Source organism: Shewanella sp. SM20 (assembly GCF_025654545.1).
GTDB classification, from domain to species: Bacteria; Pseudomonadota; Gammaproteobacteria; order Enterobacterales; family Shewanellaceae; genus Shewanella; species Shewanella oncorhynchi.
Genome location: NZ_JAKKRK010000050.1, coordinates 1 through 17,517, shown reverse-complemented (window position 1 = coordinate 17,517; position 17,517 = coordinate 1). Strand labels below are relative to the sequence as shown.

The following is a 17,517-nucleotide window of genomic DNA, read 5'->3' as shown; positions in this document are numbered from 1 at the left end:
TGTTCATGGGAAAAATCTTTCGTATCAGCCTCACCCTTATTGTGGTCGCGATTGCAGGTATCGCCGGACATTGGATATGGTCGCACTACCTTTATTCTCCTTGGACCCGCGACGGCCGAGTTCGCGCCGAAATCATTACCATAGCGCCAGATGTATCCGGTTGGGTAAACCAACTGAATGTAAAAGACAATCAAGTCGTTAATAAAGGTGATGTATTGTTCACAGTGGACGATACCCGCTACAAGGCCACAATTGCCGAATTAAATGCCAAAGCGGAAAGCCAAAAATTGACATGGGAACTGGCAAAACATAAATACAAACGCCGTATCGATTTGACCAACGCCAACTTAGTCAGCAAAGAAACCTTCGACGAAGCCTTTATCAATACCGAACTGGCAAGAACCAGTTATGAACTCGCACAGGCACAATTGAATACCGCCAAAATTGACTTAGCGCGGACGCAAATTCACGCTCCCGAAAATGGCACCCTGATCAATTTAAGCCTGCGTAATGGCAACTATGTCAGCAAAGGCAACTCAGTATTTTCGCTCGTCAAACAAGACTCTCTCTATATCACAGGCTATTTTGAAGAAACCAAAATCCCCTTGGTTCACATAGGTCAAAACGCCGATGTCAGCCTAATGAGTGGTGGCCATGTCTTGCACGGCAAAGTGGTCAGCATAGGTAAGGCGATTGCCAATACCAATGTCACCGCTAATGGGCAGTTATTACCGCAAATTGGCCAAACCTTTAATTGGGTGAGGTTGTCGCAGCGTATTCCGGTCGATATCCAGCTAGATAGCATTCCTAAGGACATAGAACTGAGCGTCGGCATGACAGTTTCCATCAAGCTACAGACTGACAAATAGTCATTATGACGCTATTACTTAAGAGTTTATTTTTTCCCGACCGACGAACCCTCATCTTCGCGATTAAAGGCGTGATCTCGATGGCGCTCGCCTTATATGTGGCCATGTTTTTAAATTTAGAACGGCCATATTGGGCGCTGGTGTCAGCGGTATTTTTGCAAATTCGCCCCGAAAGTGGCCTCGTGATCGAAAAGGGCTTATGCCAAATTGGCGGCACCTTAGTCGGCGCACTTGCAGGGATTGCCATACTCAACGGGTTTACACCCTATCCCGAACTCGCCTTAGGATTACTCGCCTGCTGGATAGGGTTAAATTCTGGGTTGTCGGCCATGGTGCGCCAGCAAAACTTTGTCTATGCCTTTGCTATGGCGGGCATGACAGCCTGCTTGATAGTGCTCATTGTGATGGCGAGCCCAGGCACAGCCGATAGTGCAAAAATATTCGATGTGGCGCAGGCGAGGATCAGCGAAATTATCGTCGGCGCAATTTGTGCCGTCTTGGTCAGTTCGCTACTTTGGCCGACTAAGGTAAAACATGGCCTGCAACTGCATGCTAAAAACACAATTAATCAAACGCTTAACTATCTTGCATTAGAACTCGATTTACAGGGCGTACATGCGAGCCGCCATGAACATATCGACACTATTATGGAATCAGTATCGGCGCTGAGTGACGACTCCAGCGCAGTGATTTATGAAGGCCCCGAAGGACGCGGGCAGAGCCATGCGCCGAACTTTCTCTGCAATAAAACCCTTTCGCTATTGGCGGCAATCCAAATATTTGGCCGGCTGCAACGTAATCATTCCCATCTGGTTAGCGAACCACTCGCGAAATCCTTAGCCAATATGCGCAGTAGTTTTACCTTGATGGCGCAATCCAGTGATGACCAAGAATGCTACAAAATGGCGCGCACCTTGAGGTATCAACTCCAGCAAAACCTGATGCAATACCGCGACCGAAGCCCATTAGAGACTCGCTTACTCAAAGTTGCGATGGAATTAAGCGCCGATCTGATCATGGTGCTCAAAAGTTATAACGTGCTGACAAGCAATTCTGCGGTACAACTCAACGCGCCGCCAATGGAATTTCACCGAGATCCACTGATAGGGTTTACGACCGGTCTACGCAGCATGGCGGTATTTGTCATTGGGGCTTCGCTGTGGATCGGCACAGGGTCGAGTGCGGTACTCATGATGATCCTGATGCCTGTAGTCTTTTCCATCATGATGGCGCGCCAGCCACTGCCGATACTAACCACGATTTTGCGCCGTATTCTTGTTGGTATCACTATCGCTGTGCCCCTCACAGTGTTTTACGCTTTACCTTTGCTGGCAGAGAGTAGCGGCGATTTCGAAATCCTCATTTTAGTGCTCGCAGGCCCCTTTTTTATTGGGCTACTCGCCTTAGCGAATCGACCGACCTTGCCCTATGGTCTCGGGATTTGCGTGCCGTTTGCGGTATTAGTACAGCCCAGTAATACCATTTCATTTGCGATAGAAAACACTGTCAGCAATGCCTTAGCGATTTTTGTTGGCGTTACTGTGCTGTATTGGCTATTTAAATTGATCACCGAACCTAGCCAGCGGCTGATGCAATATCGTCTGCTGCAATCTATCCAAAAAGATCTAGTGCATATCGCGCAACATGATGATCCTGAGCCTTGGTTTAACGCCCGCATGGGCGATCGACTCCTGCGGATCGCCAGTTACGAAAAAGGCTCGGGCAAGAGTTCGAGGGTATTTACCGATCTGGTGTTCACTGCACTTAATCTAGGCCATGTGTCGATTCGAATGCGGCGCATGTTGCAGGGGATTTCAGATACGCACTCAGACTTAGAAAATGCACTCAACCTCTGGCAACACAATTTAGGTCAGGCATTTATCGCCTGCGCCCACGGCCAAGTCGCAGAAGAGTTTAACACCAGCAGCGAAGCCTTATTACAAGCGCTGGCGCAATGCCCGTTACCCCACGAACAATTCACTCTGATTACTGGGATGTTTGAACGCATCACATTAACCTTCGAACGCACTGCCCACAGTATCGCCGAGCAGAAAAACACCGCTGAAAAATAGTCAGTTCTCAAACTATTTTCCGCCGAAAAAGCCACCCTCGTGCCGCAGCCAAAACCATTTAAATCCAATAGAAGCTTGATATTTGGCCGATAAAATGCCTTAATATAATTAGATCACTAACTATATTGGTGATATAAATTCAATTATCAACCAAGGAGCAATTATGTCTACGGAGAACCCACCAGAGGAAAATCTTATCTCGCAAGTAGCAAGCTTTACCCGATTACACGCCAAGGAAACCATGCAGTTTATGTGTTTATGCGCAATATTAAGCACCTATCTCTTTGTCATTTTGAAACCGAGTATTATTCAAAATAACAAAGCGTTAGGAGACAAATAACCCATGAATTACCTGGCTTACGTTTCCTTAGCAATTTACTTTATCGCCATGCTTGCTATTGGCTTATTCGCCTATAAAAAATCCACCAGCGATGTATCCGGCTATATTTTGGGCGGCCGCAAGGTGAGCCCACAGGTCACCGCACTCTCAGCGGGTGCATCTGACATGAGTGGCTGGATGCTAATGGGTCTTCCCGGCGCAATGTTTTTGGTTGGTTTCGAAACCATTTACATCGCACTTGGACTATTAATTGGTGCTCTAATTAATTACTTGGTCGTTGCACCCAAATTAAGGGTCTATACCGAAGTCGCGGATAACGCCCTTACTATCCCGGAGTTTTTTGCTAAACGCTTCGGCAATGCCAACAGTAGTATCCGAATTATCTCGGCCGTGATCATTGTGATCTTCTTTACCTTGTATACCTCAGCGGGTTTAGTGGCTGGCGGTAAGTTATTTGAGTCAGCATTTGGCCTGAACTACGACATAGGTTTAGTCGTCACCCTCGGCGTAGTGGTTTCTTATACCTTGTTGGGCGGATTCTTAGCAGTGAGCCTCACTGACTTTGTCCAAGGCTGTATCATGTTTGTCGCTTTAATCTTAGTGCCTGTGGTGGCATATCAAGAGTTTACCAGCGCTGACACTATGCTGAACTTTGCGTATCAATCGATTCCACACTTCACCGATGCCATGCAAAACGTCACTATGTTAGGGCTTATCTCAAGCTTATCTTGGGGACTCGGTTACTTTGGCCAACCGCATATTATTGTGCGCTTTATGGCAATTCGTTCAGTCGCTGACATTAAAACCGCCAGACACATAGGTATGGGCTGGATGACAGTGACCATTGTGGGTGCACTGGCAACAGGTCTTGTCGGTATCGCTTACGCCAATAAATTTGGCATGAAGCTGACCGATCCTGAAACCATCTTTATCGTGTTTTCTGAGTTGTTGTTCCATCCGATCATTAGTGGCTTCTTATTAGCCGCAATTCTGGCCGCGATCATGAGCACCATTTCATCGCAACTATTAGTGTCATCAAGCTCGCTAACGGAAGATATTTATCGCGTGATCTCGAAGAAAGAATCTAGCGAAAAAGACATGGTGAAAATGGGACGTTTTGGCGTAGCTGGCGTGGCAATTGTCGCAAGTCTACTGGCGCTTGACCGCTCTAGCAGTGTGCTATCACTGGTGAGTAATGCATGGGCAGGATTCGGTGCAGCCTTCGGTCCGTTAGTCTTGTTTAGCTTGTATAAAGCTAACCTAACCCACAAAGCCGCGATTGCCGGCATAGTGTCAGGCGCAGCTACAGTGTTGTTTTGGATTTATGCACCTGTACTTGCTGACGGTAAAGCTTTAACCACAGTGGTGTATGAGATGATCCCCGGCTTTGCCGTGAGCAGTGTGGTGATTTGGATAGTCTCGTTACTCGATACTGATCCCTGTGCCAAAACCACTAAATTATTCCATAAGGCTGGCCGTGTTTTAGCCGAAGACAGATGAGGCGCGCAGGTATGACTGACTTACCCTGGAAACGCATTGTCGTTAAGGTAGGTAGTGCCCTGATTGCTCCACACAAACAAGGTTGCAGCAGCCACTACTTACTCGGCATTGCCCAATTTATTACTTATTGTCGTGCCCAAGGGATCCAAGTTGTCTTGGTCTCTTCGGGCTCAGTCGCTGCAGGATGGCATCACTTTGGCGAGGTTGATAAACCGAGCGTCACAGTGAAGAAAGCCATGGCTGCAGCGGGCCAGGCCGATATGATGGCCACATGGAACAAGTTATTTGATTTCCCAACCGCACAGCTACTGTTAACCCACGGTGATTTACGCAATCGAGATCGTTACATCAGTATTAAAGACACAATTTTCAGCCTACTCGAACATGGGCTATTGCCTATCATCAACGAGAACGATGCCGTCACCGCCGACAAGCTCAAAGTTGGCGATAACGATAATCTTTCGGCCATGGTCGCCGCGGCGGCCGATGCCGATACGCTGATTATCTGTTCGGATGTGAATGGGCTTTACACACAAAACCCCCATGAATATCCCGATGCACAGCTTATCAAGCAGGTTACCGAGATTAATGCCGAGATCTACGCCATGGCGGGCGGCGCTAGCAGTGCCGTCGGTACGGGGGGAATGCGGACTAAGATACAAGCCGCCAAGAAGGCGATTTCCCACGGGATCGAAACCTTTATTATTAATGGTTTTGATGCCGACTCATTCAACCAATTGTTGAAGGGCCAAAACCCAGGAACCTTATTTACCCCCGATGAGAAGCCAATGCAGGATCACTTGCACTGGATGACACATACCTCGCAGGCTCAAGGCGAAGTCATTGTTGAAAATGACTTTAATATCGCCCTTGATATCCATAGCGAGCAATTGACCAGTGACGATGTCGTTGCCATCAATGGGGACTTTTCTGTCGGTGACACCATTTTAGTACGCAAAGACGATGGCACTAAATTGGCAAAGGCCAAATCCAATTACAGCAGTTGTTTGCTTAGCTTTATTACGGACCAAGACGATCGCGAGTTTGCCAGTGAATTTCAGCAAAAGACTGGACCGATTATTTCCGAGAAAAACATCGCCATTCTCGAATAAGCATCAGCCGAATAAAACTAAGCGAGTAAACATAAGCGGAGTAAATATGACTTTAATCAAAAATTTATCTGAAGAAGCTGCCAAGGCGGCTCTGATCCTCGCCCAGCTCGACGAACAGCTTAAAAATACTGTACTCCTCGACATGGCACGCTCATTACGCGAAAAGTCCTATGAAATCCAAAGTGCAAATTTAATCGACTTACACAGAGCGACCGCCGATAACGTCGGCCCAGCCATGCTCGACCGATTAACGCTAACGCCAGAGCGTATCGAAGCTATGGCGGTAGGCATTGAAACCATTGCCGCCTTGCCCGATCCGATTGGTAACGAACGCTATATTGGTCAACGACCTAATGGTTTATCCATCAGTAAAATGCGCGTTCCCTTAGGCGTGGTTTGTATGATTTATGAAGCGCGCCCCAATGTCACCGCCGATGCGGGTGCCCTGTGCTTTAAATCCGGCAATGCCGTGATCCTGCGCGGTGGTAAAGAGGCGCTGCACAGCAGTAAAATTATCGCCACTATTTTGCAAAGCGTATTGAAACAATACGGCTTGCCCGAGGCGTTAATCACTGTAGTGCCAGACCCAGATCGCGCCCTCATGCTAGAACTGCTGCAGCAACGAGATTATATCGATGTGATCATTCCCCGCGGCGGCGAAGGCTTGATTAACTTTGTGACTGACAACAGTAAAATCCCAGTGATCCAGCATTTTAAAGGCGTGTGTCATTTATACGTCGATAAAGATGCCGATCTGGATATTGCTATGGACTTACTTCTCAACGGTAAAACCCAGCGCACTGGCGTATGTAATGCCCTCGAAGCCCTATTAGTACACCAAGAAATTGCCTCGCAATTCCTGCCTAAAGTAGCCAAAGCGCTGGCCAAGCATAAGGTTAAAATCAACGCTTGTACTCAAGCCGGTGGTTATTTTGAAAACTGTACTTACATGGAAGAAGACGATTTCGGCCAAGAGTATTTAGATCTCGAAATTGCCATTCGCCAAGTCGATCACTTTGACCATGCTATCCAACATATTGCCCGTTTTGGTAGCCAGCACACCGAAGTGATTTGCACCGAAAACGAAGTCACTGCCGCACACTTCCAACGTGCGGTCGATGCTTCTGTGGTAATGGTCAATGCCTCTTCGCGCTTCTCCGACGGCAGCGAACTCGGCCTTGGAGCAGAAATCGGCATCGCGACCTCTAAGCTACATGCCTATGGCCCAATGGGACTCGAATCCTTGACCGCTGAGAAGTATTTAGTCTCAGGCACAGGCCAAGTACGGGCATAAACCTAAGGTGTAAATCACACTTTTAGGCTTAACAAGTCCGCTGGATTTCGATTCAATTGTAAAGATTAAAGGCCACAGTCGGTAACGACTGTGGCCTTTTTGTTGGCTAAATTGACCCTATCCACAACAGCCTGAGTTCCAAGTCGATGCCCTGAAACCGAGTTATAGTAAGGCATGCGCTAAAAGTGCAGATCCCACTGCGACGGCTTATCACAGCTCGCTGACAAGCTATTCGCCAATAAGTTACAACCCAGCTTAAACAATTTACACATTGAGCATATTGCATTTATTTTCAACAAACCTATCATGCGATCGATTCTCATTTGCACCTAAACGCTTTATTTGCACTCAGGATCACCAATCATCATTTAATCTGAAATCGCCTGAAAGGATTGAAATACCATGCCTCCCCTATCTGTTTTAACGTCTTGGCGCTCGCCATTGATCCCTGTACTTCTCAGCACACTTACTCTGACGGTTCAAGCCAATACTGACCCTAAGCAAGATGAGAAAAAAGATACAGAACAGATAGAAAGATTGAACGTGGTAGGAACATACACCCGCGCGGCAATGAATAGCGCCACGGGTTTGTCTATGTCACTCAAAGAAACCCCACAAAGCGTCACTTTGATTACCGAAGAAATGATCAGTGACAAAGGTTTGGTCACTATGGAGTCAGTGTTAAATCACACTCCTGGCGTCACTATGGTGGGCGATGCCTCTGAAAATAGTCAGATTTTCGTGCGCGGTTATGCACTCGACAGCGGTGTCCAAATTGACGGCTTAATCACGACCTCTTCATCCCATGTTTACAGCGGCTCAATTGATCAAGGTTTAGACCCCGTGATTGCCGAACGGGTTGAAGTATTAAAAGGGGCGGCAGGGATTTTAAGCGGTTTAGGTGAACCTTCTGCCACGGTTAATTTTATTCGTAAACGTCCAACGGATGACACCCGCGCCACGGCAAGTGCGAGTTATGGCTCATGGAATACCTATAGACTTGAGGCCGATGTTTCTGGCTGGCTCACGGATTCAGGCAATGTGAAAGGTCGATTCGTCAGTGCGGTGAAGAAAGGCGATTCTTTTATCGACCGCTATCAGCGCGATACCACAGTGCTTTATGGCGTGGTTGAAACGAGTCTAGGCGTAGATACTAGCCTGTCACTGTTTGCGGACTATCAAAAATCGCAAACCGATGGCGTGTATAACTGGAACTCTAATCCCGCATTTTATACCGATGGCACAGCTGTCGATTTCGGCCGCAGTTATTCCAGCTCACAGGACTGGACCCATTGGGACGTGACCCAAAAAAGTCTCATGGCCGAGTTTAAACATAGATTCGATAACGACTGGTCACTTGTCAGTGCCTATCGTATTGCTAACGCCACCATAGACGCATTGGCCTTTTACCCAGGCGATTATATCGTCAAATCAACCGGCGAATTTGTTGGCCCTTGGGGCGATACTTATGCCGCCCAACATGATCGTGAATCCGATACCAACAGTTTCAACCTGTATGCAACGGGTAACTTCGACTTGCTCGGCCGTGAACATAGCGCTGTGATCGGTTTTAACTATGGTGACAACGAGTTCGATAACATCAACACGAACTCCGCCCCCCAACGTCGCTATAACGTTGCGGATCAGGGCAATTACCCCAAGCCTAATATTCCTAATTCACCCACCAATGGCCAAACCAATGAGCAAAGCCAATCGGGTGTTTACGGCACTGTCCGTGTCAATCTGTTGGATTCACTGAAATTAATGGTCGGTGGACGCGTAAGTAACTGGTCCTATGAAAAGCATGATCTCGTGGGTAACAGCACAGATGCGACCATGGAAAAAACCGGTATTTTCATCCCCTACTACGGCCTAGTCTACGATGTGACCGAGCAGATCTCTGTCTACGCTAGCCGTACTGAAATCTTCAAACCTGGCACCTATTTTGGTGAAGATGGCCAACTGCTCGAACCTGCAGAAGGCACAAACGTCGAAGGCGGCGTCAAGGTCGCGCTGTTCGATGACACGCTAAACATGTCAGCCGCCGTCTACGAAACCAATAAAGACAACGAACCCGAGTATGCAGGTAAAGGTCAGCTACCTTCCGGTGACTCTATCTACGAAAGTGTGGATGGGATTACCACCAAAGGCTATGAGTTAGAAATTGCCGGACGTCTTACCGACTTATGGGATATCAGCGGTGGTTATACCCACAACAATGCAGAAGATAAAGATGGCCTACGTCGTCAAACTTATCTACCCGAAGATATCTTCAAACTCACCACTAAATATAACTTTGAAGATATTCTGCCGGGCATTACTGCAGGTGCGAGCTGGCGCTGGCAGAGCAGCACCTTCTATCAAGGCACTATTTGGGGTGTCGATGGCGCGCCGAATGTGGCTTACCGCCAAACACAATCCGCCTACTCACTCGTTGACTTAATGTTTGGCTACCAAATCACACCTTCTATTTCTATGCAAGTGAACATTAACAATATTTTCGACAAGAACTACAACCGTTCACTCTGGGGTTACGCCGACTTTGGCGAGCCACGTAATGCCACACTATCACTACGTTGGACGCTCTAAAACATAGCCCTAAACCGAAATAATATTAAGGATAATCAAATGAAACAAGCACTTGCAATACTCACTTTACTCGGCGGTATCGCTTTTTCGGCTCAAGCACATGAAGTATGGCTTGAGCGTAATAACGATGGTTCGGTTAAAGTGCAATTTGGCGAACCGGGTTCAGAGCAAGCTTCGGCAGAAGAGTTAGCATCGTTAAGCGCGGCGCGTATTTTCGCCGCCAATGCCAAGACACCGTTAACCGCCAAAACGCAGGCCAATCATCTACTGGTCAAAACCCAAGATGGCAAAAGTGATGTCAGTTTCTATGCCGATACCGCGTGGCAACCATGGAAAACTGAGACCGGATTGCAGGCCGCAATACTCTATGCCCGCACGGGACAAGAACACACAAAAGCGCTGCAAGATTTTGAATTTACGCCAGTAAAGTCAGGCGTTCCCGAGTTTGTGCTTAGCTATAAAGGCGCACCACTGGTGAATCATCCAGTACAAGTTTATCGCCCCGGTTTTTGGAGTAAATCTTTCACCACCGATGCCCAAGGTAAATTCGCCCTCGATACCCCAGATGCGGGACGCTATTTGCTCGTCAGTAATCACACCACAGAAGGTAAACAAACACTCGCAGGCAACGAGGTTGATAGCGTTTTACACATCACCACCACGAGTTTTATCACTCAGTAATAATCTTATAGTGAGATGGAGTTAACGTGCGTTATTTAATGATAGGTTTATACATGCTGTGTTCTGCAGTACACGCAAGCACAGCACCTGTAACAGTCGCCTTGCCCCAAACAGGCAGTACCAATGAACTTTTGCCACTCAGTGGCTCCATTAAATCCGCACGGGTAGCCCGCTTATCTGCACGTACCGATGGCTTAGTTGCCAAAGTACTGGTCGATGCGGGCTCTAACGTTACCGCTGGCCAGCCTTTGCTCGCACTCGATGACACCTTAGCCATACACCAATTAGCACAGCGTCAGGCCGATGTAATGGCCGCTAAGACCATGCTGGCAGAAAAGCAGCGACTCCTCACCGAGGCACAAACGCTCAGTTCTCAGCAATTATTTCCCGAAACTGAGCGCGCGATTCGCCAAGCGGCAGTCACCGAGGCCGAAGCCAATCTGCAAAGTTTAACGGCGGCATTAGCACACCAAAAAGAGGTGGTCGCCCGCCACCAACTGATCGCGCCGTTTGCGGGAGTGATTGCAAGTAAACAAACTGAAACCGGTGAATGGGTTAATGTCGGCACTGAAATCTTCACCTTAGTATCCCAAGAACAGCTCTGGCTCGATATTCAAGTCCCACAGGAAATGTTCCAAAACATAGCCACTGCAACTCAAGTCGATATTGCCGCAGATATGCTGCCTGAACAGCAGTTTATCGGCCATGTGAATGCACTCGTCCCCGTGAGCGACCACAATGCTCGCAGCTTCTTGGTGCGCTTAACCATTCCTGATGCGAGTGGACTTTTGATGCCCGGCACATCGGCCACTGCGACATTCCACTTACAGCGGGCGCAACACAGTGTTGTCGTGCCGCAAGATGCGCTAGTCCGTCACCCCGACGGCCAGTTCAGTGTCTTTACCGTGCAAAACAACATAGCCAAACGGCATACCGTTCAAGTGGGCCACACGAGCGCCATCGGGATTGAAATCCTTAGCCCATTACCTAAAGACGCGCCCGTGGTGATCCGCGGTAACGAGAGCCTACAAGACCAACAGCCAGTCTCTGTACTCAACTCTGCAGTAGGAGGTTAGTGGGATGCTGAAGTTTGGAATTAAACATGGCACCTTACTGTCGGTCATCGTCTTGATATTTTGCGTATTGGGCACGGCTGCAGCACTGCGTATCCCAATCCAAATGATCCCCGACTTAGATGTGCGCACCATCAGCGTGGCCACAGGTTGGCCGGGAGCGACACCGCAAGACGTCGAAAAAGAAATTCTGCTTGAGCAGGAACGCTACCTGCGCACCCTGCCCAACTTACAACGCATGACATCTTGGGCTGATACGGGTTCGGCATGGATCGAACTCGAATTCCCCCAAAGCACTGAGATCAGCGACGCGCTTATTCGTGTTAGCAATGCGCTCAGCCAAGTATCGTCCTACCCTGAAAACGTCGATCAACCAAGGCTTTACAGCAGTTCATATTCAGACAACGCTTTCATGTATTTCCGCCTCGTGCCTGTCGCGGGGAACCCGCTGAATCTAGACATAGACATGATGCGCGATTTCGCTAACGACTTTATTCGCCCACAAATGGAGCGCGTCAAAGGCGTTTCCTCTGTCACTATTCAAGGCGGCGCTGAACGGCAAATTCAAATACGGCTCGATCCCGCCAAACTCGCCCAACGCGGCATCAGCATTATGGACGTGCGCCAAGCCATTCGAGATCGCAACAAGGACACTTCTGCGGGCGATATCGACAGTGGTAAAAAACGTTATTTACTGCGGGTAATTGGCCGTTTTGAGGATTTAAATCAACTTAAGCAACTGATTTTAAAACGCCAAGGTAATACGAATATTCTGCTGCAAGACGTTGCCGAGATAAAACTCGACCACGCCGAGATCCGAGAACTGTCCTTTGCCGAACAAGAACGTACCCTCAGCTTAGCGGTCAAACGGGATGTCGGTTCTAACGTTATCGCCATCAAAGATGCCATGATGCCCGTGATTGCGCAGATCAATCAAAATCAACTCGCCCAGCACGCCATGCAGTTAGAGTTATTCAGTGATGATGTGCGCTATGTGCAAGATTCGGTTGCAAATGTGTGGGTCAATTTAGGCCTAGGAGCCTTACTGGCAACCTTAGTGATGTATCTCTTCTTGCGCTCGAATCGAGCCACCCTGATTGGTGTTATCGGTATTCCGCTATGTACCTTAGCCGCCTTCGTCGGGCTGCTGGTGTTTGATCGCACCATTAATGTCATTTCGCTGGCGGGTGTTGCCTTTGCCATCGGCATGACGGTCGATAACAGCATTGTGGTGCTCGAAAGTATTGAACAAGCGCGCAGACGCGGATTAGAGCGTCTCGAAGCAGCCATAAGTGGTATCTACGATGTCTGGCCCGCAGTATTAGCCTCGACGCTCACCACAGTGCTAGTGTTTGTACCCATTCTATTTATCAAACAAGAAGCGGGGCAACTGTACTCGGATATCGCGATTGCCATCGCTTCATCCATTATCGCTTCTATGCTGGTCGCGGTGTTCATCGTACCCGCCGCTATTGCCCGTTTTGGTTTCGGTAAGATGCACTCGGCGCAGACAAACCAAAGTGAGCCGCCCAAAGCATCACGCATATTGAGCTTAGTCAGCCAACTTGTACTGTCGGCAAGACGCCGCATCTTTGTGATTGTGCTGTCACTCGTCTCGACGATTGGGCTTGCGGCTTGGCTTATGCCTCCGGCCGAATATTTACCCGAAGGCGAAGAACCAAAAGCCTTTACCTCTATGGTCGCGCCGCCGGGTTACAACCTATCCGAAATGGCTAAAATTGCTGAAGAATTAACGACTCAGCTATCCGCGAGAGTCAATGCCGAGGCGGCATCCTTTGAACGTGGTGAGCAAAAAGTCCCGCCACTAAAATACTATACCCTCAGCGTAGGTGTCGGCAGTATTTGGGTGATGAGCGAGCCCGTTCGCAGCCAAGATATGGATGCCATGATGAGCTCACTCACCGCCTTGTTTGAGCAATATCCTGGCATGCGCGCCTATTCATCGCGGGGCTCCATTATTTCCAGCAACGATGGTGGCACCCGCGCTGTCGCCTTGGATATTTCTGGCCCGAATCAAGCCAGCCTCTATCGTGCTGCAGAAGCGGCGTATCAAGCGGCGGAAAAAGTATTTGCCGAACCACAGCGGTATTCAGACCCATCGACCTTGTCGCTAGATCAACCGCTGTGGCAGATTTCCCCTCGCTGGCAACGTCTTGTAGAACAAGATTTTAGCGGCAGCGAGTTTGGCTATGCAGTTTCGGCACTGAGCGATGGCGCCTATGTCGACGAGTTTTTCCTCAATGATAACAAGGTGGATATCTTTCTATTTAGTCTGGCAGGCAATCAACAGAGTCTGTCGCAATTGGCACTCGCGCCGATAGTCACGCCTAAGGGTAATGTACTGCCACTGCAAGCCTTGGCCGACATTAGTGAGCAAATGGATAGCGACAGTTTACGCCGCGTCGATGGCCGCAGAACCGTGACTCTTTACATTATTCCGCCGCGTTCCATTGCGTTAGAAACCGCTGTTGCTAAGGTGCGGGAAGAATTAGTCCCCATCCTCTATCAACAGGGTGCTGTCGGCAAAGATGTCAGTTTGGACATTTCGGGCGCAGCCGATCAACTCGAAGCGACGAAAGCGGCACTCTCCAGCAATTTTCTGGTCGCCGTGTTGATCATCTACTTGTTATTAGTCGCGATTTTTAATCACTGGGGTTATCCGTTATTTGTACTGATCACTATCCCGCTCGGACTTGCGGGCGGTTTAGTCGGCTTACAAGCGCTTAATTATACTGGCAGCTTATTTGCGTATCTTGGCGGCCAAGGTTGGCACCAACCCTTTGATATGATTACTATGCTTGGATTTCTAATCCTATTAGGCACTGTCGTTAACAACCCGATTTTGATCGTGGAACAGAGCCGTAAAAACCTGCAATCGGGTCAGTTTGGTATCGTTGATGCCGTAAAATCTGCCGTCGCCAGTCGATTACGACCGATTCTAATGTCTACCGCGACAACCTTGTTTGGGTTATTGCCGTTGGTGTTATTCCCCGGTGCTGGCAGCGAACTCTACCGCGGCGTTGGCATAGTGGTATTGGCAGGCATTATCGTGGCAACGCTACTCAGCTTAACCTTTTTACCCGCCCTGTTAATCTCTGTGCTATCCCGCACCCACAAGACAAATTCAGCAGAAGTGGCACACCATCATGACTGAAAAAACCAACATGACTCCACCGTTAACACAAAGACTGATGCGCTGGAAAACGTCAGCCATCTGGAGCGATAGCCTGAACATAGGCAATCGCTGCCTCGCAGCAACCTTTGGCGGCTATTTGTTAAGTGCAGTAGCGACTATTTTATTCGCGCAAATCCTGCCGTTATCTCAGGTTGATCGGGTGTTAACCGCCATGATGCTGTCATTTACTGTGTACACCTGCGCCGTGATTTGGGTGTTCAGCGTTAAATCAACATGGCGATACTGGCTGGATTTATTCGCGCTTAGCGGTCTGCTGTATTTAGCTTACCTCGCCGCTAAAGCGTTTGATGCAACAAGCGCTCAAGGGAGTGGATTATGAAAGACTCCTTTTTTCGTTCAATGACTTGGCTACACACTTGGGTTGGATTGCTCACCTGCTGGGTGTTGTTTCTGGTTTTTTTCGCCGGAACAGCGGCCTATTACCGTGCTGAAATCAACCTGTGGATGCAACCCGAAAACCACAGCAGCCAATATGATGCCAATGCGGATAATCAACAATTGATACTCAAGGGCCTCACGTCCTTGGCACAACAAGCGCCTGACGCTGAGTCATGGTGGATTTACTTACCCACACAACGGATGCCATTACTGACCTATGCATGGAGCGATCCCGCCGCTGAAGGCCAGCGATTTGGTGATTATCATCAAGGCTTTATTAACCCTGCAACAGGTGAAGCCTTACCTAAAGCACGGGAAAGCCGAGGGGGCGACTTTCTCTATCGACTGCATTTCGACTTGTACTACATGAGTGTGCTCACGGCGCGTTGGATTGTCGGCTTTTGCACTATGTTCATGTTGGTCGCCATCATCAGCGGGATAGTGATCCACAAACGTATTTTTAAGGATTTCTTTAGTTTTCGCCCCGGAAAAGGCCCGCGCTCTTGGTTAGATGCCCATGTCGCCAGCTCAGTTCTCGCATTGCCCTTTCATCTTATGATCACTTATACCGGCCTAGTGACCCTGATGTTTATGTATATGCCATGGGGACTTAACACGCAATATGGTGATGAAACTCAAGCCTTTTATTCGCAATGGAAACCAATTTACCAAACTCCCGCCGCCACTGGCACGCCAGCCACTATGCTCGATAGTCAGAGTTTACTCAGTGCGATTCACAGTGTCGTGGGTGAGTCGCCACTTGAAGGCTTGCAGTTTGATAATCTCAACGACAGCAATGCCAGCGTAACAGTCAAAATCGCCCCTGAGCACAGCTTAAATCAGCAAGCGCCTTGGTATCACTTGTCTACTGTGACAGGTGCTGTTTTGGCGCAGTCGGCTGTGACTTCGGGAGCGAATCAAACCCAAAGTGCCATGATAGCCCTGCACAGTGGTCGCTTTGCAGGCCAAGGCCTACGTTTACTGTATTTACTGGCGGGATTAACGGGCTGCGTGATGATCGCCAGCGGCGCGATTATGTGGGCCGATAAACTGGCACAAAAGCAGCTTAAAAAAGATAAGAATCATAGCGGGCTCACGCTAGTGAACATGTTGAATCTCGCCACCTTTGCTGGCCTGCCCATTGCGTTAGCCTGTTATTTTTATGCCAATCGACTCTTACCCGTCACCTTTGCGGATAGAGAGAACTGGGAAATCCATTGTTTCTTTATCAGTTGGGCGTTAGTCGCACTGCTCGCTTGTTTCAAACGAGATAAACAAACATGGCAACGACTCTTTTTACTCACATCCTTGCTTTATGGCCTGCTACCTCTGCTCAACGCCATGACTTCGCAGTATCAGCTGATAAGCAATCTACAGCGCCAAGCCTATGTTCTCGCAGGATTTGATCTCATGATGCTCGGACTTGCAGCGCTGTTTTACATGGCAGCCAAACGCTTGCGTAGCCCTAAAAAAGTGCTGGCTACACGGGTAGCCAAAGCGACGACAGAATTAGGAGTTGAATCATGACAGCCACAGGCGAATTGTTAACCTGTTTTATCGCCATGGGGCTGTTGGCATTATCTTATTTTAACCACCACCGCGCCGTGCGTAACCGCCCGTTAACCGATGCACAGGCACGCGGATTTCGCACCGCTGGTACTGCAACGCTCGTCCTGTGCTATTGGCTTGCCAGTCGTCATTACGGCCCAGCGTACGCCAGCGTATTACTGCTCGGCTGGGTGTGTTTAAGTTCGATAATCCTAGTGATTTTACTCAGTTACAAACCACGCTGGTTACAGCCCATATTGCCCGCCAGCACCGTAGTGTGTTTGCTCGGTTTGTTGTATTAAGTCAATCATAACCGAAACTAAGATGAGTTAGGCTTGATAGCAAATCGCAGAGAGTGAGGTGGATAGCCAAACCCTAATCCAATATGATCATACTGAAAATGATTAAGCACTCACACTCCAAAGACAAACAGCACTTTTATTTTATAAGAAATATCCCTATAAGTTAGACGGCTACAAATATTTAACAAACACATCCTACTGATACGGTATGTGAGTAAAGCGTTTGAAATTTAATGAGTGTAAGTTCTTTTTTTGCAGATGCTCAACTACACTAAACCATTCAACGTGTAGTGAGCCCCCTGTGTCAGGATTGTTGTCACCCCTTAAAATCATCCAATAATTAAATAAAGGGGGCGGTCAATGAGAGCTCAATGGAACGATATTCACCTGAACGTAAAGACGCTGTCTTAAAGAAATTATTACCTCCCCACAATATGACGGTCACGGAAGTGGCTCGCAGTGAGGGGATCTCCTACCAAACCCTGTATCATTGGCGAGATAAAGCCAAAAAAGAGGGTCGCCCTGTGCCAGGTAAAACATTA

Annotated in this window: 14 protein-coding genes; all 14 read left to right on the top strand. The window is 48.5% G+C overall.

The window, feature by feature from the left end; all coding sequences use genetic code 11:
• Positions 1–5 precede the first annotated feature (5 nt).
• The gene (locus tag L5M18_RS18075) at positions 6–869 is read left to right on the top strand and encodes an HlyD family secretion protein (protein WP_263162565.1); all 864 of its coding nucleotides are present in this window, start codon (positions 6–8) and stop codon (positions 867–869) included.
• A 5-nt stretch (positions 870–874) separates the two neighbouring features.
• On the top strand, positions 875–2,941 hold the full coding sequence (locus tag L5M18_RS18070; protein ID WP_263198079.1) for an FUSC family protein: 2,067 nt from the start codon (positions 875–877) through the stop codon (positions 2,939–2,941).
• A 163-nt stretch (positions 2,942–3,104) separates the two neighbouring features.
• On the top strand, positions 3,105–3,281 hold the full coding sequence (locus L5M18_RS18065; RefSeq protein WP_168826181.1) for a hypothetical protein: 177 nt from the start codon (positions 3,105–3,107) through the stop codon (positions 3,279–3,281).
• A gap of 3 nt (positions 3,282–3,284) precedes the next feature.
• Complete coding sequence (gene putP / locus L5M18_RS18060; protein WP_168826179.1) at positions 3,285–4,781, top strand: sodium/proline symporter PutP; 1,497 nt, start codon at positions 3,285–3,287, stop codon at positions 4,779–4,781.
• A gap of 11 nt (positions 4,782–4,792) precedes the next feature.
• Entirely contained in the window at positions 4,793–5,893 is a 1,101-nt protein-coding gene (proB, locus tag L5M18_RS18055) for a glutamate 5-kinase (protein WP_105250714.1), read from the top strand.
• Between the two features lie 46 nt (positions 5,894–5,939).
• Entirely contained in the window at positions 5,940–7,187 is a 1,248-nt protein-coding gene (locus L5M18_RS18050) for a glutamate-5-semialdehyde dehydrogenase (RefSeq protein ID WP_263198078.1), read from the top strand.
• Between the two features lie 402 nt (positions 7,188–7,589).
• Positions 7,590–9,776, top strand: a complete 2,187-nt coding sequence (locus L5M18_RS18045; RefSeq protein ID WP_263173900.1) for a TonB-dependent siderophore receptor — start codon at positions 7,590–7,592, stop codon at positions 9,774–9,776.
• A gap of 39 nt (positions 9,777–9,815) precedes the next feature.
• Entirely contained in the window at positions 9,816–10,457 is a 642-nt protein-coding gene (locus tag L5M18_RS18040) for a DUF4198 domain-containing protein (RefSeq protein WP_263182205.1), read from the top strand.
• A 26-nt stretch (positions 10,458–10,483) separates the two neighbouring features.
• The gene (locus L5M18_RS18035; protein ID WP_263198077.1) at positions 10,484–11,533 is read left to right on the top strand and encodes an efflux RND transporter periplasmic adaptor subunit; all 1,050 of its coding nucleotides are present in this window, start codon (positions 10,484–10,486) and stop codon (positions 11,531–11,533) included.
• A 4-nt stretch (positions 11,534–11,537) separates the two neighbouring features.
• A complete protein-coding gene (locus tag L5M18_RS18030) occupies positions 11,538–14,705 on the top strand; it encodes an efflux RND transporter permease subunit (protein ID WP_263198075.1) in 3,168 nt (1,055 codons plus the stop codon).
• A complete protein-coding gene (locus L5M18_RS18025; protein WP_168826169.1) occupies positions 14,698–15,066 on the top strand; it encodes a hypothetical protein in 369 nt (122 codons plus the stop codon). Before L5M18_RS18030 ends, L5M18_RS18025 begins: the two co-directional genes overlap by 8 nt.
• Positions 15,063–16,652, top strand: a complete 1,590-nt coding sequence (locus L5M18_RS18020; protein WP_263198072.1) for a PepSY-associated TM helix domain-containing protein — start codon at positions 15,063–15,065, stop codon at positions 16,650–16,652. Before L5M18_RS18025 ends, L5M18_RS18020 begins: the two co-directional genes overlap by 4 nt.
• Complete coding sequence (locus tag L5M18_RS18015) at positions 16,649–16,975, top strand: DUF3325 domain-containing protein (protein WP_263198071.1); 327 nt, start codon at positions 16,649–16,651, stop codon at positions 16,973–16,975. The genes L5M18_RS18020 and L5M18_RS18015 overlap by 4 nt, the downstream gene beginning before the upstream one ends.
• 371 nt (positions 16,976–17,346) lie before the next feature.
• A partial coding sequence (locus L5M18_RS18010) for a transposase (protein ID WP_263190459.1) occupies positions 17,347–17,517 on the top strand: 171 nt, incomplete at its 3' end.

What these genes read in the sequence shown, in the direction of transcription:
- L5M18_RS18075 (WP_263162565.1), top strand. Translation starts at nt 6, where the DNA reads ATGGGAAAAATCTTTCGTATCAGCCTCACCCTTATTGTGGTCGCGATT.
- L5M18_RS18070 (WP_263198079.1), top strand. Translation starts at nt 875, where the DNA reads ATGACGCTATTACTTAAGAGTTTATTTTTTCCCGACCGACGAACCCTC.
- L5M18_RS18065 (WP_168826181.1), top strand. Translation starts at nt 3,105, where the DNA reads ATGTCTACGGAGAACCCACCAGAGGAAAATCTTATCTCGCAAGTAGCA.
- putP (WP_168826179.1), top strand. Translation starts at nt 3,285, where the DNA reads ATGAATTACCTGGCTTACGTTTCCTTAGCAATTTACTTTATCGCCATG.
- proB (WP_105250714.1), top strand. Translation starts at nt 4,793, where the DNA reads ATGACTGACTTACCCTGGAAACGCATTGTCGTTAAGGTAGGTAGTGCC.
- L5M18_RS18050 (WP_263198078.1), top strand. Translation starts at nt 5,940, where the DNA reads ATGACTTTAATCAAAAATTTATCTGAAGAAGCTGCCAAGGCGGCTCTG.
- L5M18_RS18045 (WP_263173900.1), top strand. Translation starts at nt 7,590, where the DNA reads ATGCCTCCCCTATCTGTTTTAACGTCTTGGCGCTCGCCATTGATCCCT.
- L5M18_RS18040 (WP_263182205.1), top strand. Translation starts at nt 9,816, where the DNA reads ATGAAACAAGCACTTGCAATACTCACTTTACTCGGCGGTATCGCTTTT.
- L5M18_RS18030 (WP_263198075.1), top strand. Translation starts at nt 11,538, where the DNA reads ATGCTGAAGTTTGGAATTAAACATGGCACCTTACTGTCGGTCATCGTC.
- L5M18_RS18025 (WP_168826169.1), top strand. Translation starts at nt 14,698, where the DNA reads ATGACTGAAAAAACCAACATGACTCCACCGTTAACACAAAGACTGATG.
- L5M18_RS18020 (WP_263198072.1), top strand. Translation starts at nt 15,063, where the DNA reads ATGAAAGACTCCTTTTTTCGTTCAATGACTTGGCTACACACTTGGGTT.
- L5M18_RS18015 (WP_263198071.1), top strand. Translation starts at nt 16,649, where the DNA reads ATGACAGCCACAGGCGAATTGTTAACCTGTTTTATCGCCATGGGGCTG.